Below are 21,589 nucleotides of genomic sequence, written 5' to 3' on the forward strand. Positions count from 1 at the left end.
GCCGGCAGCCTCGCGATTCCAGGTACTTGGCGCCGCCAGCGCGTGCCCAAGTGTGACCACTTCCATCACAGTGTGACCGAGCCCGCGAGCCCCTCCCACTTTCACACAGATTGCTGCTTTATCGTGTTTTGTCAGACCTGCCCTTTAGAGTGCGCCCCGCCTCAACCCATGGCTGGAAGCTCCGCAGCCGTGGGGAGGGGCCTGTGAACCATCACTCGAAAGGTGTTCCATGCGGATTCCCAAGAAGTCACTCCTGGCGCTCACCTGCTTCGCCCTGACGGCCAGCGCTCAAGCGCCCGAGAAGGACATGGCCGCGCCCCTGGCCGCGGAGAGCAAGTTCCTCAAGTCCGCCGACAGCCTCAGCGGGCAGTACATCGTCGTGCTGAAGGACTCCGAAGTGGGCGTCGCCAGCGTTCCGAGCGTGGCGCAGTCGCTCTCCCTGCGGCACGGCGCCAACGTGAGCCGCACCTACTCGCACGCGCTGCGGGGCTTCGTCATCCAGGCCAGCGAGGAGCGGGCGCGCTCGCTCGCCGCCGAGCCGCAGGTGGCCTACGTGGTGGAGGACGGCAAGGCGCACGCCATCGGCACGCAGCCCAACGCCACCTGGGGCCTGGATCGCATCGATCAGCGCAACCTCCCGCTGGACACCACCTATAGCTACAGCGCGAGCGGCGCCGGGGTGCATGCGTACATCCTGGACACGGGCATCTTCACGGGCCACTCGGACTTCGGCGGCCGGGCCACGGGGGATTTCACCTCCATCAACGATGGGCGCGGTGCCGCGGACTGTCAGGGACACGGCACGCACGTGGCGGGCACGGTGGGCGGCGCCACGTGGGGCGTAGCCAAGAACGTGCGGCTGCACGCGGTGCGCGTCCTGGATTGTAGTGGCTCTGGCACCTGGTCCGGCGTCATCGCGGGCATCGACTGGGTGACGGCCAACCACGTCAAGCCGGCGGTGGCGAACATGAGCCTCGGCGGCGGCGCCAATCCGGCGGTGGACGACGCGGTACGCAACTCCGTCGCCGCGGGCGTGACGTACGCGGTGGCCGCGGGCAACAACACCTCGGATGCGTGCAACTTCTCTCCGGCGCGCACGGGTGAGGCGCTGACGGTCGGCGCCACCGACAGCTCGGACAACCGGGCCTCCTGGTCCAACACCGGCACCTGCCTGGACCTCTTCGCTCCGGGCGTGAACATCACCTCCTCCTCGATGACCGGCGGCACGGCGGTGATGAGCGGCACGTCGATGGCGTCTCCGCACGTGGCAGGCGCGGCGGCGCTGTACCTGGAGAAGAACCCGGCGGCCTCGCCCGCCGCGGTGGCCTCGGCGCTCCTGAGCGACGCCACGCCGAACAAGGTGGGGAACCCGGGCAGCGGCTCGCCCAACCGCCTGCTCTACAGCAACCCGACTCCGTCCGGTTCCTGCGGCGTGCTGATGGCGGGCCAGTCCCTGGCTCCGGGTCAGTCGCTCTCGTCCTGCGCGGGCAACGTCACGCTGGTCCACCAGACGGACGGCAACGTGGTCGTCTACGACCGGCTGGGCGCGCTCTGGCACACGAGCACCTACGGCCAGGCCACCTCGAGCCTCGTCATGCAGGGGGATGGCAACTTCGTGCTGTATCCGGCTTCGGGCGCCGCGCTCTGGCACACGAACACGTACGGGAACCCGGGAGCCTTCGTGTCGATGCAGGACGACTGCAACCTCGTGGTCTACAACGCCGCGGGCGCGCCTCTCTGGGCGACCATGACGTTCTGCCGGTAGCCTGACGGCGGCCGCGAGCTGGAGGCGCTCTTCCTCCAGCTCGCGGTTCTGAGAAAGAGCTTCCGCCTCGTCCTCCCCTTCAACCCGCCTACGCAGGCCGGTGCCGGGCACGCCCACCCGAGTTCGGGATGACAACCCACAGTCTGCCCGGCCTTCGCACCGGGGACAGAGAAGCCACCGCCGAGAGCCTCCGTGCGCCGTGGGACAGCGCTGCTGGGCGATGCGCACTTCCACCACAACCCTCCCAGGCCGGGGATGCCGCACCCCTCCTTGGCCAATCCCTCGGCCATGTGGAGCGAGCCGTTGACGCCGAGTCGCGTAACCTGCTGGGTCGCGCGTCCTGCGCGAGACCTGTTAAGATGGCTTGGTGAACCTCCGCTTCCTTCCTCTCCTTCTCCTGGCCTGCTCTGGCCCCGCCGAGTACCAGCGCGGAACCATGCCAGCCCCGCCGGCGGCGCCAGCTCGCCCTGGCGTGGGCGCTCCCGTCATGGGCCAACCAGGCTCCTTTTCCGAGCCCCTTCCGCGCTCGCCCAACTCCCGGGTGCTGCCGCCTACCAAGGAGCCGGGCCTATGGAGCGCGGACAGGCCGAGGGCGGCTGCGGGCGAGTACGAGTTACCGAGCGTCCTTGGTTTCACCCCGCCTGCCGTATCCAAGGAGGAGGCCATGGTGGCAATGTACGCGGACAACTGCGCTCAGCTGGTGGACGACACAACCCGGTTCCCGTCGGTTTCACGAGCGCTCGCGCGCGCCTCAGAACGAGAGGTGGTGTGCATCGGGGCGCGGGCCTACTTCTCGTGCTTGGCGAATCTGTGGATCGAGGTGTCCAAGAAGAAGGACCGCCCAAGCATGGCGCTGTCGCAGGCTCTTCTGCAGTATCAACTCCGCCTGGAGCAGGAGGTATTGGAGGCGTGCAAGGATCTCGACGAGCTCCCGGAGTTGACGGCTCTTCTCAAAACGGTGGAGACCGCGTGGATGAACTCACTGAAGAAACGATGAGCCCGATGTTCAAACAGGTAGTCGCCGAGATGAGGGAGCGCATGAAGAAGGACCCTGAGTTCCGGCAGGCCACCAGACGCATGATTCAGTCCGTCGAACGCGGGGACTACGTGCTCCGGGGCCGGTGGGTGGAGCGAAAGGACGACGCACCCTCTGGCCAGGAGTAGCGCGGCAAGAGCCTTGGTAGTTCCCGGCGGACCTCGTTGGGGAGCGTGAGAATTGCCCGCCGGGTGGTGGCCAACTGCGCATTGGATCGCTCTCACCAGAAGTTCCAAGCGGCGGGTTCGATTCCCGCCGCCTCTCTCTCGAGAAGCCCAGCAATAACCTGAGCAGGTGTTCGACCGGCTCGCATCCTGTACGCTCTGGCACGAGCCACTTGGGCTGGAGGCGTCCCGATGCGAGTTTCACTCCTGCTGCTGTGTTTCCTGCCGGGCCTGGCACTGGCGCAAGAAACGGTGGAAGCGCACGCGGTGATATGGACAGGGGGGCGCTCAGCCGACGAGGCGAAGCAACACCAGGAGCGCTGGAGCAAGGAGGCGCCCCTCGCCGCCGGAGTCGTGGCATTTCCTAAGGATGCTCCGCGCTTGGTGAAGAGCGACGAAGTGCAGGGCCTCAAGCCTGGGTTCCACGTTCTGCTGCTCGGCCTGTGTGAGCCCGCATCCGCCGAGGCCGTGCTGCCGCTCCTGCAGGCGCTCTACCCGGGCACCTACGTACGACCGGTGCGCGTCCCCGCCGAACAGCTCGACTGCCCGCGCCCCGAGCACGAGGCGAAGCTGGTCAGCAAGGAGGCGCTGACGCAGGGCAACCGCGGCCTCACGGTGACGCTCGTGCGAACCGAGAACGGCTCGCCGGCCACCACCCCCGCTGTCCCGCGCATGTACGTGCGCACCGTGCTGCGTGATTCGAACGGCAAGCAGGTGGACGCCCAGCTCCAGGACTTCGAGGCGCGCTCCGGCGAGATGTCCGGCTGTGAGGTGAGCCTGCAGCGCAAGGGGGCAGCGCTCGTCCTGCGCACCGAGTGCTCCTCTCCCACGGTCAACTACCCGTTCTGCACGCCCATCGTCGAGACCTCCACCACCACGTTCAAGCCTGGCCCGGAGAAGCTCCAGTCGAGCACCAAGGAGTCCAGCAGCGGTGGGGAGTGCAACTGGTCCAACGCGGACTAGGGCGCATCAGAGGGATGGGAGCCTTTACGGTACGGGGGCCTTCGTGAAATCGACGAAGGCCCGGAGCGTCGCCGGGAGCTGGCGTCGGCTGGGGTAGTAGAGGAAGAAGCCAGGGTAGGGAGGGCACCAGTCTTCGAGGACCCTCACCAGGCGTCCCTCCGCGAGCAGCGTGCTCACCTGCCCCTCGAAGACATAGGCCAGACCTACGCCCTCCAACGCCGCCTCCACCATGAGGCCCTGGTCACTGAGCGTCAGCGGGCCGTCGACCTCAATCACGACCTCTTCGCCGTCGCGCTCGAACTCCCAGCCGTAAAGCACACCGCTGAGAAACCGGTAGCGGATGCAGGGCAGATCGCGCAGGTCATGCGGCGTCCTGGGCTTCGCGTGTCGCTCGAAGTACTCCGGCGAGGCCACGACGGCGGACCTCTGCCGCGGGCCCAACGGAACGGCGAGCATGTCAGCGGCGATGCTCTCGCCGAAGCGCACCCCGGCGTCGAATCCCGCCGACACGATGTCGCTCAGCGCGTCGTCCACCCGCACCTCCACGCGCACGTCCGGATAGGCCCGGAGAAATCGGGTGACGATGGGCATGAGCGCCAACTGCGCCGACTGCCGGGCCGCGTTGATGCGCAGCGTCCCCATCGGTCGGCCTCGGAAGGTGTTCAGATCCTCGAGCGCATCGCTGATGTCTCGGAAGGCGGGGCGGAGGCGCGCGAACAGCCGCTCACCGGCTTCCGTCAGCGCGACACTGCGCGTGGTGCGATTGACCAGCCGCACGCCCAGACGGTCCTCGATGGCGTTCAACGCATGGCTCAGCGCGGAGGGCGACACCCCCAGCTCCACGGACGCTCGACGGAAGCTGCGGTGGGTGGCCACGGCCAGGAAGGGCGACAAGGCTGAAGGATCGATCCGCTTCATTGCTGAAATGAACTCATCAGCCCATTGAAGATTCAAGAGATTAACTCAGCACTGCTCCACCGCTACCTTCTCTCTCGCCAGCCCGACGCACCTGCCGGGGGGCTTTCTGGAGAGGAACTCATCATGCGCGTTTGGTTCATTACTGGAGCTTCTCGTGGTTTTGGCGCCCTGATCGCCGCCGAGGCCCTGGCCGCTGGCGACGCGGTCGTGGCCACGGCCCGTGACCCGAAGAGCGTCACCGCGAGGTTCGGGGAGCACCCGCGGCTGCTCGCCGTCACGCTCGACGTCACGAAGGAGGAGCAGGCCCGGGATGCCGCGGCGGCGGCAATCCAGCGCTTCGGGCGCATCGACATCCTGCTCAACAACGCGGGCTACGGGCTGCTCAGCGCCGTCGAGGAGGCCAGTGCCCAGGAGGTCGAGCACGTGTTCGGCACCAATGTCTTCGGGCTGCTGGCCGTCACCCGCGCGGTGCTGCCCCACATGCGGCGCCAGCGCTCGGGGCATGTCATCAACATCTCGTCGATTGGTGGTTACAGTGCCTTCGCGGGATGGGGCGTCTACGGCGCCACCAAGTTCGCGGTCGAGGGCCTCACGGAGGCTCTGGCCGCCGAGCTGGCCCCCCTGGGCATCAAGGCGACCGTCGTGGAGCCCGGCTTCTTCCGCACGGACTTCCTCGATGCCCAGTCCCTCTCGGTGTCCAAGCCGATCGCCGACTATGCGGAGACCGTGGGCGCCACGCGTCAGCTCGCGGGCGATCTCAACCACGCGCAGCCGGGCAATCCCGCGAAGCTGGCCAAGGCCATGCTCGCGCTGGTGGAGGCCCCCCATCCTCCCTTGCGACTGCCGCTCGGTAGCGACACGCTCGCGCGGATCGAGTCCAAGAACCGCGGCGTCGCCGAGGAGATCGCCACCTGGCGCCAGCTCGCGCTCTCCACCGATGGGTTCGGCACGGCCCCGTGAGCTCCATGGGCGCTGGCGTGCTCGTGCGGCCAGCCCTGACGTGTCAGCCCTGTCACTGACATGCCAGCTCCATCACGGACATGTCAGTCGGCTCCGGGTGTATGGGTTCAGAAGGGAGAGGTTTCAAGGTCGGTCTCGTTTGTGCAGAAAAGAGCGGCGCTTTTCCTGTCGGGAACACCCTGAACCCCACACCGCACCGCGATCCATTGAACTCCTCTCCCTGCTCACACGTGAACCTTCGCTTCATCTCGGTGGATGCGCCACCCGCCGCTCCGACGTGTCAGTCGCGGCTGCTGACGTGTTGCTCGTCACGCTGGCGTGTCAGCGCTCCCTCCTGACACGTGCCCTTCCCCAGGGCACCACGCCGCGCTCCCTTCACGAGAGCCCTCTTCCCAGCAGCGCGTCGTCCTGGCGCAAGCCCTGCATTACTCCGGCTCCGCAGAGCACCTGAGCCGGAGAACCGCATGCCTTTCCATAGACCTCCCCGCCATGCCTCATCCCCCACCCGCCCTCGCCACCGAGGTGGCCGCGTGCGGGCGGGCCTCTTCTCCGCGCTCCTGCTGCTGGGCTCGACAGCCTCCGCCCAGCCCGCCGCTCCCCCAGCCAAACCCAGCGCGCTCAACAACGGCAGCGCGGCGGAGGCCTCGGCCTACTACAAGAAACTCGCCAGGACGCTGAACTTCCTCACGCCGGAGACCATCGAGTCGAAGGCCAACATGCAGGAGCTGCTCAACTACCTCGGCTACTCGGAGCTCTCTCCCGAGTTCGTGGAGTTCGAGGCCCCTGAGAAGTTGATGGGCGGCGGCTCCAACCCGCCCCCTGCGGCGGCCTTCCCCTACTGTGGCAAGTCCATCGAGCTCAAGTCGTGGAAGGGCGACTCGCTGAACCGTCCCGACATCGCCCAGGGTGTCACCTCCGCGGCCACGGGGACCGGCAACCTCTGGGCCGTCGAGTGTGTGGGAGACAAGGTCCGGCTCAAGTCCTCGAAGGGGGACTACCTGCACCGCCCCGACAGCAACCAGGGCATCACCACCTGGCACACGGGCGTCGGCAACGATTGGACGGCCGAGTTCACCAACGGCAAGCTCATGCTCAAGTCGTGGAAGGGTGACTACCTGCACCGTCCCGACAGCACCCAGGGCGTCACCACCTGGCACACGGGCATCGGCAATCAGTGGACCGTCGTCGAGCGCGGCGGCCCCACCCCGCCCCCCGCGGTGGCCTTCCCCTACTGTGGCAAGCCCATCGAGCTCAAGTCGTTCAAGGGCGACTCGCTGAACCGTCCCGACACCGCCCAGGGTGTCACCTCCGCAGCCACGGGGACCGGCAACCTCTGGACCGCTGAGTGCGTGGGAAACAAGGTCCGGCTCAAGTCCTCGAAGGGGGACTACCTGCACCGCCCCGACACCGCCCAGGGCGTCACCAGCTGGCACACGGGCCCCGGCAACGATTGGACGGCCGAGTTCACCAACGGCAAGCTCATGCTCAAGTCGTGGAAGGGCGACTACCTGCACCGCCCCGACACGGCCCAGGGCGTCACCAGCTGGCACACGGGCCCCGGCAATCTGTGGACCGTCGTCGAGCGCACCTCCGGCGGCACCCCGCCTCCCCGCCAGAAGGGGGACATCCTCGTCTCCCGCTTCTTCGCGCCCAAGATTGTCAACTTCGCCGTGGCTCCCGAGAAGCGCGACATCGGCTGGCGCCGGCTGGTGCGCATCAACCCCCGCCCCAACTCCGAGGCGGCGAAGCACCACGTGGAGAGCGCGTGGATCCTCTTCAACCACTTCACCAGCCCGCCCACCCATAGCCCCTACGGCGGCACCCCGCCCACCGAGCAGCTGAAGGACTCCCCGTGGGGCCCGGTGAAGGTCACCGTCCCCGGCAACATGAAGAACGGCTCCGTCAACACCCAGGTGTCCCTCGTCACCCATTGCACCGGCGCCAAGGAGGAGTGCGCGGAGATCGACAGCATCTACTGGGTGGACTTCGGCCCCTCGTCGAAGGGCTACAAGCTCTCCTACCAGCTCGATGCCTTCTTCGACGCGGGCAACCTGGTGGCCGCGGGTGACACGGCCGGCGCGGCGCCCTACTTCGTGCCCAATGGGTGCGACACCTGCCACGGCTCGCTCAAGGGCCAGGCCATCCTCAACCTCCTGGACACGGACCACTGGATGGACCGCGTCACGGATGGCGACTTCCCCGCTCTGGCCAAGCCGGCCGCTCCGGCCCCCCTGTTCGACGCCGGCAAGGATACGAACTCGCCTCAGTACGCCGCTGCCTTCGACATCATTCGCACCCTCAACCGAGAGATCGCCGACCAGCAGCGGCGCGTCAACAAGCAGAGCTTCCACCTCGCCGCCACCGACGAGTGGCTGCAGCTGCACCAGAACTCGGTTCAGCCAGTGCCGGACCTCATCAAGCGCGGCTTCGAGTTCGCCAACGTCAGCCACCCGCTCCACAAGACGCGCAAGCCGACTCCCACGCCTCTGACGTGGAGCTCCACGCCACAGGACAAGGAGCTGCTGGGGCTGCTGAACAAGTACTGCTACCGCTGCCATGGCGCCATTCGCTTCGATGTCTTCAGCAAGGACCTGATCGCAGACCAGACCAGTCCCATGCTCGACCGCATCGACCCGAACCCCACTCAGGCCAAGGTCATCGGTTTCAAGATGCCCCCCGACCGCGACATGCCCGCCAAGGACAAGCAGCGCCTGTTGGACCTCCTCGACCAGCTTGATCAGGAAACCCACTAAGAGAACGGAGCATTGACCATGAGCCAGAGATTCTTCCGCATCCACCCCTCCATCGGCGTCGCCCGCGTGGGCGACTCCCCCACCGAGTTCTTCATCGGCCCCGAGCGGCCCAACGAGCGGCCCAACTACGACGCTGCCCAGAAGAAGTTCCGCCCCTTCAAGGACAGCCAAGGCCGCGTCAAGCGCCAGGCGGCCCGCTTCCGCATCTTCGAGTACGAGCTCCAGGGCAGCAAGATCGTCCCCTTGCGCGAGGTGACCGCTGGCAGCCAGGGCATCACCCAGATCACCTGGAAGGCCCACCTGGCCAACCGCAAGGCCGCCTTCTTCAAGTTCGACGGGCAGGACGGCGCGAACGGCCAATGGAAGGGGCCGGAGACCGAGCCGGGCGTGCATGACACGCCGAACCGGCTGCGCAACAGCCACGTGCCCGCGGCGGACCGCGAGCGGCTGCTCGTCATCGACCCGGGCGCGAAGTCCATCTCGGGCCGCAACACCCCGCCGGTTCCCTTCACCAACACCAAGAGCCACATCCCCATCAAGTCCCTGGGGGAGCTGCGCACGGATGAGAATGGCCACCTGCTCGTGCTCGGCGGGCCCGGCGAGGCCCGGACGACGAAGCCCGGCACGCTCATCAACAACTACGTGAACAACGACCACTGGTTCGACGACATGGCGGACGGGCCGGTGTCGGCCGAGGTCACCTACGTGCTGAACGGCACGACGCAGGTGGCGAAGCTGGAGGGTGACACCGGGGCCTGGGTCCTGGTGGGGCCGCCCGACTTCGCGCCCTCGGTGGGCATCACCGTCCGCCTGCTGGACACCCTGTGGGACGTGGCGGTGCGCTTCCCCCAGGAGGTGAAGCTCTTCGACACGGATGGCCTCTTCTCCCAGGGGCTCTTCGCGCGGCTCGCGGCGCAGCGGGCGGACTGGAACGCCCAGGAGAACAAGTTCAATAGCTACAAGCCCTCCTTCCTCCACGAGGTCTACCCGCTGCTCGAGCGGGCCCTGCAGCAGCGCCAGGTGCATAACCCCGAAGCCTCCAAGTCCTTCCATGGGAGCCTCGCGGGCGTGGAGCAGGACCTGGGCTCGGTGTCCTCCAGCCGAGGCAGGCGCATGCGCAGGACGATCTTCGGCTACATGCGCAACCCCTCCAACAACGCCGGCAACGACCCCCTGCTCATGCCCAAGGGGCTGGGAGACAAGTACTCGGACCTGGAGAAGCAGCCCGGAGCGGACTACTTCATGAGCCTCACGCGCGTGCAGTACGCGGTGCTCGAGCGCTGGGCCGCGGGTGAGTTCGTGGAGGACTGGGATCCGGCGGCGGCCCAGGCCGTTCCCCAGGCCATCACCGCCGAGGGACTGGACCGGGCCGCGATGGAGAACTCGGTGGGAGGCCCCTTCTTCCCCGGCATCGACTGCAGCTGGATCGTGCGCAGGCCCGAGTTGTACGGAACGCCTTTCCGCGTCAAGCACTCGGGGAATGTCTTCCCCGGCGCCCCGGACACGCTGCCCATCCGCCCAGGCTTCTTCTCCCAGCAGATGGCGCTGCCCTGGCAGGCGGACTTCTACCAGTGCAAGAAGCAGCTCTACCCGCCGGCGCACGTCCCGTACGACGGCGAGCGCATGTACCACATGTGGTGGTGCGCCCACCGGCCGGATGACGTGTTCGCCAAGAAGGGGGACCTCGCCATGGTCTCCTGGACGCGCGAGCTGGAGAAGGTGGCCGAAGTCGAGGCGCAGAAGCCGGAGCTCCAGTCCCAAGCCACGGAGGACACTCCCGCCAAGGACCTGGCCATGTACATCCAGATGCAGCAGAAGTGGTCGAGCCTGGGCTTCGTCCTCCAGGAGGGCGAGCAGTTCTTCGAGTCGCAAGAGCGGAGCAAGTGATGGACGGGCGAGCCACCTATACAGCCGTGGTGGTGGGCGGCGGGGTCGCGGGGCTGAGCGCCGCGCTGACCCTGGTGCGGACGGGGGTGTCCACCTGCGTGGTCGAGCGCACGGACTACTCGCCCTGGCGCCCTGGGGAGACACTCTCCCCGGTGGCGTTCGCCGAGCTGCGGCGGTGGCTCGCCCCTGAACCGTTGGAGACGGAGGGCTTCCTGGCCTCGTACGGCCTGGAAGCCACCTGGGGCTCGGAGAAGCCCCACCACCACTCCTTCCTCACCAACCCCTACGGCCAGGGCTGGCACGTGGAGCGCCGGCAGTTGGACAGCCTGCTGGCGCGCCACGCGCGGTCCCAGGGCGTGGAGCTGTGGTCGAACGCCTGCGTCACCCACCTGGAGCGTGAGGAGCGCGGGTGGCGGCTCCAGCTCAGCACGCCCGAGGGCCCGAGGAAGTTGCACTGCACGGTGTTGGTGGATGCCACGGGACGCTCGGCACAGGTGGCGCGCTACTGCGGCGTGCGGCGGCAGAACCATGACAAGCTCTGCAGCGTGTCGGCCGTCGTGGACAGGCCGCCGAGCCATGAGGAGCACCTGCTCCGGGTGGAGGCCACCCCCTCGGGCTGGTGGTACGCGGCGCCCCTGCCCCAGGGGCGCATCATCTTCACCCTGATGAGCGACGTGGATGTGCTGGAGCGCCACAACGCGTTGCGCCCTGCCGGGTGGAGCGCGCTGCTGGCCCAGACCCGTCACCTGACGCGGGGGCTGGGAGAGCTGCCGACGGTGCAGCGGCTGCATGTCCGCCCCTGCGAGACGAGCCGCCTGGAGCGTGCGGCCGGAGAAGGCTGGGCGGCCGTGGGGGACGCGGCGGCCATGTGGGATCCCCTGTCCTCGAGCGGCATCGTCAAGGGGCTGCGCACGGGGCAGGCCGCGGCACGCGCTCTGTTGGCCTCCCTGAGAGGGGACCGAGAGGCGTTGGAGGACTACGCACGGGAGCGGGAGGAGGAGTTCTCCGGCTACCTGGAGGCACGCCAAGCCCACTACGCTCAGGAGCAGCGTTGGATGGGCGAGGCCTTCTGGCAGCGGCGACACGCGCCTGCTCCGCTAGCGCTGGGGTGATGAGACGGCTACTTCGAGCCGAGGGGCACGGGGCTGTGCTTGGCTCGGAGATTGATCTCGAGATAGCCGTCCATCTCACAGACGTATTTGTCCTTCACGCGGGCTTGGAGCTCCTCCGGCAGCAGGCGGAAATCGCTTTCATCGTTGAGGGAGAGGCGCTCGAGCCGAGAGAGCTCCGCGATCCGGGGCGAGATGGCCTTGATGGGGTTGCTGCCAAGCCGCAGGTGCTCCAGGTTCGAGAGCTGGGCGATCTCATCGGGAATCCGAGTGAGTTGGTTGCCGGTCAGATCGAGATCTCTCAAGCTCGACATGTGCCAGATCCCTGAGGGCACGTGGTCAAAGCGGTTTCCGTCGAGATGAAGCTTCTCGAGGCGAGCAAGTCCGGCCACCGACCCAGGCAGCGCGGTGAGCTGGTTGTTGTTGAGATAGAGGGCTTTGAGCTTCCCCAGCCGGCCAATCGCTGGCGAGACGGACTGGAGGCGTTGGAAGTTCGCGTAGAGCACCGTGAGCTCTCCAAGGAGCCCGATCTCTTCAGGTATTGCCTCCAGGTCCCCGTGGATCAGCGACAGATCCTTGAGCTGTGCGAGCCGGCCGAGCCCCCCCGGAAGCGCGGGCTTCGAGTACCCATCGAAGCGAAGACGCGAATAGTCTTCGAACAGCTCGAGATGACCGCACTCGAACGCCACCCGCTTGGCGGTCCCGTCTTCCAGCAGGAGTTCACGCAGCGAGGTGGACAGCGGCGCCGGGAAGTCGTCGCGCTGGAGCAGCCCGCACACGAAGGCGATGTTGGCCGGCTCCTTACTCGCGATGAGCTGCACGAGCTGCTCTCTCAGGGGCAGCGTCAGCGCCTGCTCTACCCGGAGCTTCCCGCCCTTCGCAGGGACGTAGCCCTTCTGAAGAAAGGCGGTGACGACCGATTCAATCGGCGGCGGTTGGGACACGGTCATCACGACAGGCTACAGCATCGGAGGAAGCACCGCGACGATCCACGCTCAGCCCTTTTCCTTCCGGGTCGCGAAGAGCCAGTAGCCGGCGAGCGTGAACAGGATGACCGCGAAAACGATGACCGCCCGGATCCAGGCGCGCAGCACCCGCCTCCGCCGACTGATGACGTTGCTGGTGACCTTTCTGTTGGCGTTGCTGGTGCTCGAGCGCTTCTCCGCCGTGACGATTGCCCTCGTCCGCGAGGGAGGCGCAGAACCGGCGCGCCGACTGGCCATGCAGTGCGTGGCGGCCAGCCCTGAGGTGTTCTATTTGCTGGCGCTCTGGTGGGTCCGACAGGCCTTGGCCGCGTTCGCGCGAGGCGAGCTCTACACCCCGACGATCACCGGGCCCTGCATCGCGTCGGGGTCATGCTGGCGACCGGTGCGTTGATCGGCGTGTTCATCGTCCCGAGCGTGACGCGCGCGTTCGGGTTCGGGCCGGGCTACGTGATCGCCTACGACGTGAGCGGGCTCGCGCTGGGCGCGGTCGGTCTTGCGCTGATGCTCCTCGCGAACGTCTTGGCGCATGCCTCCGCCCTGCAGCATGAACTCGACGAGATCTTCTGATGCCGATCCGAATCACGCTGGATGACGTGCTCGCCAGAAAAGGCATGAAGGCGAAGCAGCTCGCCGAGCTGATCGGGGTGAGCCAGACGCACCTGTCCCTGTTCCGCTCGGGCAAGGTCCGCGGGGTCCGGTTCTCGACCCTGTCCAAGCTCTGCGCGGCACTCGGATGCGAGCCGGGCGAGCTGATCAAATACGACCCTGACCCCGCGGACCTGTTGACGCCAGACGAGGAGTGAGCCCAGGCGGGCCTGGGCGTGGCGCGACGATGGCGCACTCCACCGGCCTCCGTGGCTGACTAGGTTTTCGCCACCGGCAGAAGATACGTGAGCTTGAGCGGCACCAGTTCGAGGTACAGCTTGAGGTGCTCCAGGGCGACAGTGGAGGCACGGTGGCGCTCGAGCACCTTGCTCATCGCCGCGATGGTTGCCTTGTTCGCGGACTGGGACTTGTCCTGCTCCCGCTTGGCGATCTCCTCGTAGATGCCTTTCACGTCGTACTCCAGGTTCTTCTGGCCGCGGGTGATGACGGCGTCCTTGAACGGTCCGACGTAGGCGAACTCCACGGTCCCGGAGCGCGGATCATACCGGGCCTCGTCGACCTGGACCCGGTCCAGGTAACGCCGCACGTACTCCGAGATCGGCTTCTTCTTGGGCCCGGAGACCCGGTACTCATTGGGGGTCATCCCGCCTTGCTTGGTAAACGTGATGCAGCCGTTGGCCATGCAGGAGATGATCGAGGAGGCATTGTCACTCATGCCCCGCGCGTCCTGCTTGAAGGCGTACTTGCACTGCCGGAACAGGAGGATCAGCTGCTCGGGTGAGACGTTGAAGTGCAGATCGATCGGCAGCGTGTTCTCGTCGGGGCCGATGGGCTTGGTGGGCTTGGCGAGCTTGAGCACGGCGATCTCCCGCTCGAGCCGCGCCTGCTCGTCCCCATCCGCCGCGACGACAAGCCCCTGCTTCAGTTTGCCTAGGCGCACCCCCTTCTCTCGGGCCTGCTGCTCTTTGTCCGTCCAATCCGGGGACTTGAGCTGGTCGTTGTAGGTCTTGAGTGCCCCCGGAAACAGCCTGCGCAGGTCCCGGCACCTCGTGTTGAGGTCGAGCAGCGCCTGCACGTTCGTATCGGCGCAGGCCTGATTCACGATCGCCTCCCACCCAGGCTCTACGGCCAGCAGCATGTTCCTGCCGTAGGCGTTCTTCATCAGCAGCTTGACCGTCTCCGCGTCACTGGCCTTGCCCGCGACGACCACGCGCCAGGGCTTCTTGCCATCCTTGAACTGCTTCGCCAGCCGGATCGCGTCCTGAGCCACGATGAGGTGCCGGATCATCCCGAAGCTGATCACCGCCACCTCGCGAGCGAGGATCTCCCGGGTATCGATGGGCTGGGAGGGAACGGTGATGACCACCGGGATGTGTACCGCCCGCTGGGCGAGATCCGGGGCGTCGAGCGTCGCGCTGGCCTCCTGCACCTGCTCATGCGTGAGCACGAGGGTCTCGGGCACCCGGAGCTTGGTCGCCTGGGCGCTCTTCACCGCGTTGTTGAGGTCATGATCATTGAGGAAGATGACCCGCTCGGAGGAGCGGCAGTACTGGTTCAGCACGCCGACATTGCGCGAGGTCGTCACCGGCAGCAGGAAGTTGAACTTGAACTCATGCACCGTGGAGACGACGTGAATCCCCTCCTTCCGCAGCTCGCGGATGCGCTCGTCGTTGAACGCGCTGCCGCTCTCGGGATAGCGCGACTGGATGTGCAGCACGTGGGCGACCTTGGGATGCTTCTTGAGCTCGCCCAAGAGGTACGCCTTGATCTTCGTGTAGGCGGCCAGCTGTTTGACTGCGTTGCGCACATCGTTGTTGGGAGCGTCGTAGTCCAGACCTAGCAGTTCGCCGGCCTCCATCAGGCGTCGTTGGTGCGCGTCCAGCGCATTGCAGCGTCCAACGAGCCTCACGGCGTGAACGTCCAGCACCCTCAGCCCATGCACGACCGCCTCGATGTAGTCGGCGTCGCCGTTCTGGAAGCCCTCGAAGAGCGCGGACGAGAAGTACACCCGCAGCTTGGGCTTCCCCCGTGTCGCGTCGACCAGCGGCCCGATGGGCTCGTCTGGCTCGAGCCCTGGCTTGGAAGGAGAGGGCCCCGGGCTGAGGCCTCCGAACCGTGACCAGGCGCTCGGGGCGAGCACGGTCCAGACGCACTCCACGCTCAGGACTGGCACCTGCGAGGGCACTCCGAACAGCGCCGCAGGGCTGGCCGCAGGGTCGACGTTGGCGCCCTGGTACTTCACGCCGCTGATGTTCGAGCAGCTGGGGATTCGGCCCTGCGCGTGGAGGAGCCGCACCGCGTTGTGGAGAGAGTTCCCAAGTGGACCCGGGCCCAGGGGCACGTCATCACACGCGAGCACGCCAATCGGCGTGTTCACAAAGAGGAGCTTGACCTTCATCAGGCGCCCAGTCCGGATGGCCTCAAGAGAGAAGACTCGAAGCTTCGCCGCTGCTGGGCGCCTGTCAAAGATCCGCGAGCATCGCGTCTCCAAGGCGGGTACCCATCTCGCGGCAGAGGTCATCGAGGCGGGCGTCAGGTGCGAGCACCAGAACACGACCGCTAAAGTCTGCTGACGGCTTCCTACGTACAACATAGGATCTTCCCGAGGGAGAGAGGTGCTCTCTCCTCCAGCGGGAGGTCCCTTCATGAGCCCCAAGTCCGTCTCCGAGGCCCCTTCCCTCCTCCTCCCGGGAACGCAGGTGGGCGACTGGCGCGTGGAGGCTCGACAAGGCGAGGGCACTTACGGAGTCGTCTACCGCGCCGTCCGGGTGGGCCAGGAGGACTCAGGCCCCGTGGCCCTCAAGCTGGCCGTGTACCCGTGGGATCCTCGCTTCGCCCGTGAGGTGGGCCTGCTCGCGCGCATCCGCTCCCCGAGCGTCCCACGCCTGCTGGGCCACGGGCTCTGGCGCCACGCCTCCGGAGCGGAGCACCCTTTCTTCGTCATGGAGTGGGTGGAGGGCACCCCGCTCTACGCCTGGGCCGAGCAGCATGCCGCCTCCTGCAGGCAGGTGCTCCGGCTGCTGGCCCAGGTGGCTCGCGCGCTTGCCGCCACCCATGCCGCCAACGCCGTCCACCGCGACGTCAAGGGCGCCAACGTCCTGGTGCGGCACTCGGACGGCAGCGCCGTGCTCATCGACTTCGGCGCGGGCCACTTCCAGGGAGCCCCCCGTCTCACATGGCAATCCCTGCCTCCGGGCACGGTCGCCTACCGCTCTCCCGAGGCCAGTCTGTTCCTGCTGGCCTCCGTTCGTGCTCGCGATGCCTACTACCCGGCCACTCCGGCGGATGACTTGTTCGCCCTGGGGGTGACGGCCCACCGCCTCGTCACGGGGGAGTACCTCCCAGACATGGAGCCCTCTCAGGATGAGGCGGAGTCCTGGCATCTGCTTTGCCCGGATCCGCGACCCTTCCTGGTGCGCAATCCCCGAGTACCCCCACGGCTGCGGAAGGGGATCCTCCGCCTCCTCTCGGAGTCTCCCGAGGCTCGTGGCACGGCAGTGGAGTTCGCCGAGGCGCTGGAAGCCGCCGCGGAGCAAGCAGGCCCCGAGGCAGACCTTCCTCTGCTCACCGCGCAGGCACCGCAGACTTTGCCCTTACCCCGCGAGCAGGCCCTTGCTCCTGTATCCACCCGAGAGATACCGCCGCAAGAGAAGGCACCCTCAGGCCTGGCACCCATCCCGAAGCGATCCGGCTTCCGGACGCATGTCCTGGCAAGGCGCCCCTGGCTTGCCCTGGCCACCCTGGGGATGATTGGGGGCCTTGTGTGGTCCTTGAAGGCAGTGCATGCACGGTTCGAGCGGCTGGCTGCGCGCGGGCAGCAGTCCTCTGCTTCCGAAGTGCCAGATGCGGGCACTGCCGCCGTGGGGGACTCCGCGCCAACGGCGCCCCTGGCCTCCATCCATGTCCCCTCCAAGACGGAGGCCATGGCCCGGGACATGCCTCCCAAGCCTCTTCCCGGTCAGACCCGACCCGACGAGAAAGGCCACTGCCCAGGCCGCAAGCAGGTGGCCCTCAACGGAGGCTGCTGGGTGGAGACCCTGCCAATGACCGCCGAGGAGTGCGCGGAAAACGGCTCCGTGTACAGCCAAGGCCGGTGCTACGCCCCTGCCCTCACTCCGCCCAGTAAGCCTCCGCCCACGTCGAGTCCGCCGGACTCCCGCTGAGCCCCGGTCTCATCCGCTCGGAGCTTCTGGCGAGAGCGATCCAACTCAGTCGAGTGCCGTTTCCATTAGAACTCATCCCTCCATCTATACAGCGTAAACCATCCACATTTGGCGCACTGGATCTCGCTGCATTCATTGACGCCGTCCAATCCTGCACTCTCGTCCATGAAGATTTTGACGTTGCCTTCAACGTTGCCGCAGCCGTCGCGTGCGCAGGGCGACTGAGTAGGCTCGCCCGCGCTCACCCAGCGGGTGCCGTACGAGTGTGTCTGGTCGACGCGATTCGGACCCATGGACGCGTAATTTGCTGGCGCCCTCTGCGGCTTCTCCGACGCACTCGCCGATCCGCGGTGGTAATAGCTCTTCGGGGCATGTGCCACGCCGCACGCATGGCACATAGAGATCTCGGCAGCGTTGCTCTGTGACATGAGGAAGACCCAAGATCCAAGCTGTGCAGAGGGCAGAAACGGGCAACTTTCCTGCAAGCAGACGAACATACCATCAAGTGAGCTGTGTGTTCTCAACCAAATCGCGCATCATCAATGGCCGCTGAGCATCCGCAGCGCACTCGGGGCCGTCATTTGGACAGCTCAACCGTGGGGCCTAAGCTGCCGCCTTCCCATCGTTTCGGAGGTTCATCATGCGCCCCACCATCTGGCTGGGTCTTCTGCTCTTGTTCCTTGGCGGATGTACAGATTCTTCGACTGACCCTCAGGTCGAGCCCCCGCCGTCCCCCGTGGATCGCCTCAAGGCCGCCTCGCGAGTCGTGTTGCGCAATGCCTCGCTGGTCGTCACCATGGACTCGGCGCTGGGGACGGGCCCGCTGGGCACCCTCGAGAATGCCGACGTTCTCTTCGCTGACGGAGCCATCCTCTCCGTGGGCAAGGGGCTGGAAGCTCCCGATGCCCTGGAGCTGGATGCATCGGGCAGGATCGTCATGCCGGGGTTCGTGGATGTCCACAATCACCTCTGGCAATCACTCATCCGAGGCTGCGGCGCCGACAAGAACGTGCTCGGCTGGCTCGACGAGTGTGTTTACTCCATGCGCCGGGTCGCCCTCACCGAGCAGGAGGCTTTCGCGGCGGTGCGGCTCTCGATCGTCGACCTGATCGACACGGGGGTGACCACCGTGCTGGATAACTCGCACGCGTTCAATGTCAACTTCAGCCGGGGGAACCAGCGGGCCTTGGATGAATCGGGACTGCGCTATGTCTTCGCGCACTGCGCCAGTGGATCCCGGTACCCGGAGCATCGGACCATCAAGGCAGAGCTGGATGCGAAGTGGCCCATGGCCTCCTTCCAGGTCTGCTCGCATCCAGGCACCAGCACGCAGACATGGCTGACCAACGCCACGGCCCTTTCCAAGGAATTGAATGTGCCGCTCAACCTGCACTTGTCCGAGAACATCGCGGACCGGGAAGAGCGGCAGCTGGAGAGCATGCAGCAGGCGCGCTCATTCGAAGCGAAGCTGCTGGTCAACCACGCCGTCCACCTGACAAACGAAGAGATCGCGCTGCTCGCGACGAGTCACGCACGGGTCGCCCACAACCCTCTCAGCAACATGCGTCTGGCGTCCGGTGTCATCAACCTCCCCGAGATGCGGGCGCAGGGTATCAAGGTCGGCCTGGGATTGGATGGAGGCACGAACGACATGAGTGACTTCTTCGCGAACATGCGCGCGGCGGTGGGCCTGCAGCGTGCGAAATTACTGAGCGCCTCCGCCTATCCTTCGATTCCCGAGGTGCTGCGCATGGCCACGCTTGGAGGAGCGGAGGTGCTCGACCTGCAAGACGTCATTGGCTCTCTCTCGCCGGGCAAGAAAGCAGACCTGATCATCATCGACCCACGAGCGCCAAACTTCGGGCCGCGCTGGGACTGGCTGAACCAGCTTGTCTTCAACGGGCGGCCGGAGAACGTGGAGTACGTGTTCGTGAACGGCCGGGTGCGCAAAGCAGAGGGCCGCGTCCTGGACGTGTCAGAGGTCGAACTGGGGCAGGAAGTGGATGCGACGGTCCAGCGCATCAAAGCCGTGCTCCAGCCATAGACGCCAGAGTTCGGCCAGGGGCAACGCACCGCAAGAACGCGCGCGCCAGCCGGCTTTCGTCGCCACGTTGCTGGCGGAGGCAGACGAGTTGGGGCGCGCGGCCTGCCCCGGTACGTGGAGCGGGACGTAAGCCCGGTACCTGGAGTGCTGGCGCGCGGCTTCGCGCGGGTGCGCTGACTGGAACGGTGTCTTCGCACCAGGCGCGAAACTCCGGCCATTTCTGCTCCCTCAAGCGGTGACAGAACCAAAACCGGAAGAGGCCACTGCCCACACAGCCTGGGAGGCTGGCCCCGGCGCGAGGCCCATCCCCAAAGCTGCTTGGAAGCGGCGGAAATCGGACTCGCCGCTCGAAGCTTCTGGCGAGCGCGATCCAACTGGGCACTGGCCGCTGACGGGAGCCAGGGGGCGGGCCCCTCAGGGGGAGGCCGGCTCGCGTGTGCCTCGGCGGGTAGGCCCACGGCACGGCCCCTTGTACGCTGACCTGACGCACGCCGGGTGGTAGAAGCGTCGATACGAGGACAAGGTGACCGATGACGCCGTTGCTGTGGCCCGAGGCAATCTCATGAGACGGTGGCTCTTCTGGATCGTGTGTCTCCTGGGCACGGCCTGTGCCCACTCCGAGCCCTCGCCTCCACCGGGGCCCGCTCGGATCCGGCCCCTCCTGCAGGTGCTGTTCGACGACAGGTTCCAGAGCTCGCCTCGCGAGCTCTCGCCGCACACGCAGCGGCTCCCGGCCTACCAGGCGGAGATCCAGGAGCCGATCAAGTGGCCCCGTGTCCAGAAGAGGCCAGCGCTGGCCATCACCCATGTGACGGTCATCGATGTGACCGGGGGTCCTTCACGTCCAGACATGACGGTGTTCGTGGAGGGGAATCGGATCGCGGAAATCACCCCGAGCCAGGGGGCCCCCACCCGCGCTGGCGTCATGGTCGTGAATGGACGGGGGAAGTTCCTCATCCCCGGGCTCTGGGACATGCATGTACACACGACGGTCCCTGTCCTCCGGCAACCGGACGAGAAGGATCTACCGGGCGTGGAGGACATGTTGGCCCTCTTCGTCGCCAGCGGTGTCACAGGCGTGCGTGACATGGGCGGCTGGGGCACCTACACGGTCGATCTCAAGCGCCTCGCGAACTCGGGGCACATCCTCAGCCCGACCATGGTGGTGGGCACCATGGTGGATGGTCCGGACGGGATGATGTCCGTGGGGTACATCCGGCTGGCCAGCGGCCCGAAGCAGGCACGCCGGCTGGTGCGCAAGATCAAGGCGGAAGGCTTCGACTTCGTGAAGGTGTACTCGTTCCTCCCGCGCAACATCTACCGCGCCATTGTCGATGAGTGCCGGCGTAATGACATACCCTGGGTAGGCCATGTCCCCATGGAGATACCGCTCGCGGAGGTGGCCAAGGAGGGCCAGCGCAGCATCGAGCACATGGGGGACATGTTCTCGCTCGAGATCGCGTGCTCCAGCCGTGAGAGGGCTGTGCGCGCGCTCCTGAATGCCCCGCTCGAAGACAACACGGTGATGGGCGACGCCATGATCAAGGTCTTTGATCTGGCGATGAAGACTTACGACGAGAAGAAGTGCGCGGCGCTCTACGAGCAGTTGGCGCGGTCGCACACCTGGCAGGTCCCGACACTCAGCGTCTTCCGGATGGCCGCCAACCTGGGGGTCTACAGCAATGTCTATGCTTCCGAGCGCCGCTTCCTGCCCTACTACATCGAGAACTTCTGGACAAAGGCACACTTCGACTTGAACGCGCACCCCAAACCGTTCCGGGAGATGATCAAGCGCAAGCAGCAGTTCTACTCCGCGCAGGTGAAGGAGATGGTGAAGGCGGGCGTGCACATCATGACGGGGACGGACACACCGATGTACACGCTCTACCCAGGGCTGAGCCTCCACTATGAGCTGGAGGATCTGGTCGCCGCAGGGCTCACCCCCCTGCAGGCGCTCCAGGCGGCCACGATCGAGCCAGCGCGCTTCCTCGGGAAAGAGGGGCTCCAAGGCACCATCGAGCAGAACAGTGTGGCGGACATGGTGCTCCTGCGGGCCAACCCGCTAGAGGACATCCGGAACACACAGGAGATCGAGGCCGTGGTGCTCCAGGGCCACCTGCTCACGCGTATCCAGCTCGATCAGATCCATGAGGGCGTGGCCCGCCGCACGGAGGCGGAGCTGGCGAACCCGAACCGGAGGTGAGGGAGTGGGGCGCTGCAGGTAAAAGGTATGGT

Annotated in this window: 17 protein-coding genes; 14 read left to right on the forward strand and 3 right to left on the reverse strand. The window is 66.5% G+C overall.

From position 1 onward, the window contains the following. Nucleotides 1-229: 229 nt before the first annotated feature. The 4 genes from SYV04_RS12060 to SYV04_RS12075 all read left to right on the forward strand — a co-directional run bounded on the left by SYV04_RS12060 (nt 230) and on the right by SYV04_RS12075 (nt 3,928). On the forward strand, nt 230-1,765 hold the full coding sequence (locus SYV04_RS12060) for a S8 family serine peptidase (RefSeq protein ID WP_321545848.1): 1,536 nt from the start codon (nt 230-232) through the stop codon (nt 1,763-1,765). A 664-nt stretch (nt 1,766-2,429) separates the two neighbouring features. Beyond that, nucleotides 2,430-2,762, forward strand: coding sequence for a hypothetical protein (locus SYV04_RS12065; protein WP_321545849.1), 333 nt, complete (start codon nt 2,430-2,432; stop codon nt 2,760-2,762). Between the two features lie 41 nt (nt 2,763-2,803). After that, entirely contained in the window at nt 2,804-2,929 is a 126-nt protein-coding gene (locus SYV04_RS12070; protein ID WP_321545850.1) for a hypothetical protein, read from the forward strand. Nucleotides 2,930-3,349: 420 nt separating this feature from the next. Beyond that, nucleotides 3,350-3,928 carry a hypothetical protein gene (locus tag SYV04_RS12075; protein ID WP_321545851.1) on the forward strand — a complete coding sequence of 193 codons (579 nt, stop codon included), beginning with the start codon at nt 3,350-3,352 and terminating at the stop codon, nt 3,926-3,928. A 24-nt stretch (nt 3,929-3,952) separates the two neighbouring features. Here the strand turns inward: SYV04_RS12075 and SYV04_RS12080 are convergent, their stop codons facing one another. After that, the gene (locus SYV04_RS12080) at nt 3,953-4,846 is read right to left on the reverse strand and encodes a LysR family transcriptional regulator (RefSeq protein WP_321545852.1); all 894 of its coding nucleotides are present in this window, start codon (nt 4,844-4,846) and stop codon (nt 3,953-3,955) included. Nucleotides 4,847-4,969: 123 nt separating this feature from the next. Here SYV04_RS12080 and SYV04_RS12085 point away from each other — a divergent pair, with 123 nt between their 5' ends. The 4 genes from SYV04_RS12085 to SYV04_RS12100 all read left to right on the forward strand — a co-directional run bounded on the left by SYV04_RS12085 (nt 4,970) and on the right by SYV04_RS12100 (nt 11,558). Continuing rightward, the gene (locus SYV04_RS12085) at nt 4,970-5,806 is read left to right on the forward strand and encodes an oxidoreductase (protein ID WP_321545853.1); all 837 of its coding nucleotides are present in this window, start codon (nt 4,970-4,972) and stop codon (nt 5,804-5,806) included. 530 nt (nt 5,807-6,336) lie between these two features. Beyond that, nucleotides 6,337-8,559, forward strand: coding sequence for a hypothetical protein (locus SYV04_RS12090; protein WP_321545854.1), 2,223 nt, complete (start codon nt 6,337-6,339; stop codon nt 8,557-8,559). Between the two features lie 18 nt (nt 8,560-8,577). Next, nucleotides 8,578-10,446, forward strand: a complete 1,869-nt coding sequence (locus SYV04_RS12095; RefSeq protein WP_321545855.1) for a LodA/GoxA family CTQ-dependent oxidase — start codon at nt 8,578-8,580, stop codon at nt 10,444-10,446. Further along, nucleotides 10,446-11,558 (forward strand): FAD-dependent oxidoreductase, encoded by a 1,113-nt coding sequence (locus SYV04_RS12100; protein WP_321545856.1) that lies wholly within the window; start codon nt 10,446-10,448, stop codon nt 11,556-11,558. The genes SYV04_RS12095 and SYV04_RS12100 overlap by 1 nt, the downstream gene beginning before the upstream one ends. A gap of 8 nt (nt 11,559-11,566) precedes the next feature. Here SYV04_RS12100 and SYV04_RS12105 read toward each other — a convergent pair whose 3' ends face one another. After that, on the reverse strand, nt 11,567-12,505 hold the full coding sequence (locus tag SYV04_RS12105; RefSeq protein ID WP_321545857.1) for a leucine-rich repeat domain-containing protein: 939 nt from the start codon (nt 12,503-12,505) through the stop codon (nt 11,567-11,569). Nucleotides 12,506-12,596: 91 nt separating this feature from the next. Between SYV04_RS12105 and SYV04_RS12110 the strand changes: the two genes are divergently transcribed. The 3 genes from SYV04_RS12110 to SYV04_RS12120 are packed head-to-tail and all read left to right on the forward strand — an operon-like array spanning nt 12,597 to nt 13,344. Further along, nucleotides 12,597-12,932, forward strand: coding sequence for a hypothetical protein (locus SYV04_RS12110; RefSeq protein WP_321545897.1), 336 nt, complete (start codon nt 12,597-12,599; stop codon nt 12,930-12,932). Continuing rightward, on the forward strand, nt 12,827-13,108 hold the full coding sequence (locus tag SYV04_RS12115; RefSeq protein WP_321545858.1) for a DUF2975 domain-containing protein: 282 nt from the start codon (nt 12,827-12,829) through the stop codon (nt 13,106-13,108). Before SYV04_RS12110 ends, SYV04_RS12115 begins: the two co-directional genes overlap by 106 nt. Next, a complete protein-coding gene (locus SYV04_RS12120; protein WP_321545859.1) occupies nt 13,108-13,344 on the forward strand; it encodes a helix-turn-helix domain-containing protein in 237 nt (78 codons plus the stop codon). Before SYV04_RS12115 ends, SYV04_RS12120 begins: the two co-directional genes overlap by 1 nt. Nucleotides 13,345-13,403: 59 nt before the next feature. Here the strand turns inward: SYV04_RS12120 and SYV04_RS12125 are convergent, their stop codons facing one another. Beyond that, nucleotides 13,404-15,545: a hypothetical protein gene (locus SYV04_RS12125; RefSeq protein ID WP_321545860.1), complete on the reverse strand. Its 2,142-nt coding sequence runs from the start codon at nt 15,543-15,545 to the stop codon at nt 13,404-13,406. Between the two features lie 247 nt (nt 15,546-15,792). Between SYV04_RS12125 and SYV04_RS12130 the strand changes: the two genes are divergently transcribed. The 3 genes from SYV04_RS12130 (at nt 15,793) to SYV04_RS12140 (ending at nt 21,557) form a co-directional block, all read left to right on the forward strand. Next, complete coding sequence (locus SYV04_RS12130; RefSeq protein ID WP_321545861.1) at nt 15,793-17,310, forward strand: serine/threonine-protein kinase; 1,518 nt, start codon at nt 15,793-15,795, stop codon at nt 17,308-17,310. Nucleotides 17,311-17,950: 640 nt separating this feature from the next. Next, nucleotides 17,951-19,354 (forward strand): amidohydrolase family protein, encoded by a 1,404-nt coding sequence (locus SYV04_RS12135; protein WP_321545862.1) that lies wholly within the window; start codon nt 17,951-17,953, stop codon nt 19,352-19,354. A gap of 562 nt (nt 19,355-19,916) precedes the next feature. After that, nucleotides 19,917-21,557, forward strand: a complete 1,641-nt coding sequence (locus tag SYV04_RS12140) for an amidohydrolase family protein (protein WP_321545863.1) — start codon at nt 19,917-19,919, stop codon at nt 21,555-21,557. The last annotated feature ends 32 nt before the right edge of the window (nt 21,558-21,589 follow it).

It is taken from the genome of Hyalangium ruber, assembly GCF_034259325.1.
In the GTDB taxonomy this organism is placed as follows: Bacteria; Myxococcota; Myxococcia; order Myxococcales; family Myxococcaceae; genus Hyalangium_A; species Hyalangium_A rubrum.

Coding starts and splice junctions, on each gene's coding strand:
- SYV04_RS12070 (WP_321545850.1), top strand. CDS start 2,804: ATGAAGAAGGACCCTGAGTTCCGGCAGGCCACCAGACGCATGATTCAG.
- SYV04_RS12080 (WP_321545852.1), bottom strand. CDS start 4,846: ATGAAGCGGATCGATCCTTCAGCCTTGTCGCCCTTCCTGGCCGTGGCC.
- SYV04_RS12060 (WP_321545848.1), top strand. CDS start 230: ATGCGGATTCCCAAGAAGTCACTCCTGGCGCTCACCTGCTTCGCCCTG.
- SYV04_RS12085 (WP_321545853.1), top strand. CDS start 4,970: ATGCGCGTTTGGTTCATTACTGGAGCTTCTCGTGGTTTTGGCGCCCTG.
- SYV04_RS12105 (WP_321545857.1), bottom strand. CDS start 12,505: ATGACCGTGTCCCAACCGCCGCCGATTGAATCGGTCGTCACCGCCTTT.
- SYV04_RS12130 (WP_321545861.1), top strand. CDS start 15,793: ATGAGCCCCAAGTCCGTCTCCGAGGCCCCTTCCCTCCTCCTCCCGGGA.
- SYV04_RS12120 (WP_321545859.1), top strand. CDS start 13,108: ATGCCGATCCGAATCACGCTGGATGACGTGCTCGCCAGAAAAGGCATG.
- SYV04_RS12095 (WP_321545855.1), top strand. CDS start 8,578: ATGAGCCAGAGATTCTTCCGCATCCACCCCTCCATCGGCGTCGCCCGC.
- SYV04_RS12100 (WP_321545856.1), top strand. CDS start 10,446: ATGGACGGGCGAGCCACCTATACAGCCGTGGTGGTGGGCGGCGGGGTC.
- SYV04_RS12135 (WP_321545862.1), top strand. CDS start 17,951: ATGCGCCCCACCATCTGGCTGGGTCTTCTGCTCTTGTTCCTTGGCGGA.
- SYV04_RS12065 (WP_321545849.1), top strand. CDS start 2,430: ATGGTGGCAATGTACGCGGACAACTGCGCTCAGCTGGTGGACGACACA.
- SYV04_RS12125 (WP_321545860.1), bottom strand. CDS start 15,545: ATGAAGGTCAAGCTCCTCTTTGTGAACACGCCGATTGGCGTGCTCGCG.
- SYV04_RS12140 (WP_321545863.1), top strand. CDS start 19,917: ATGAGACGGTGGCTCTTCTGGATCGTGTGTCTCCTGGGCACGGCCTGT.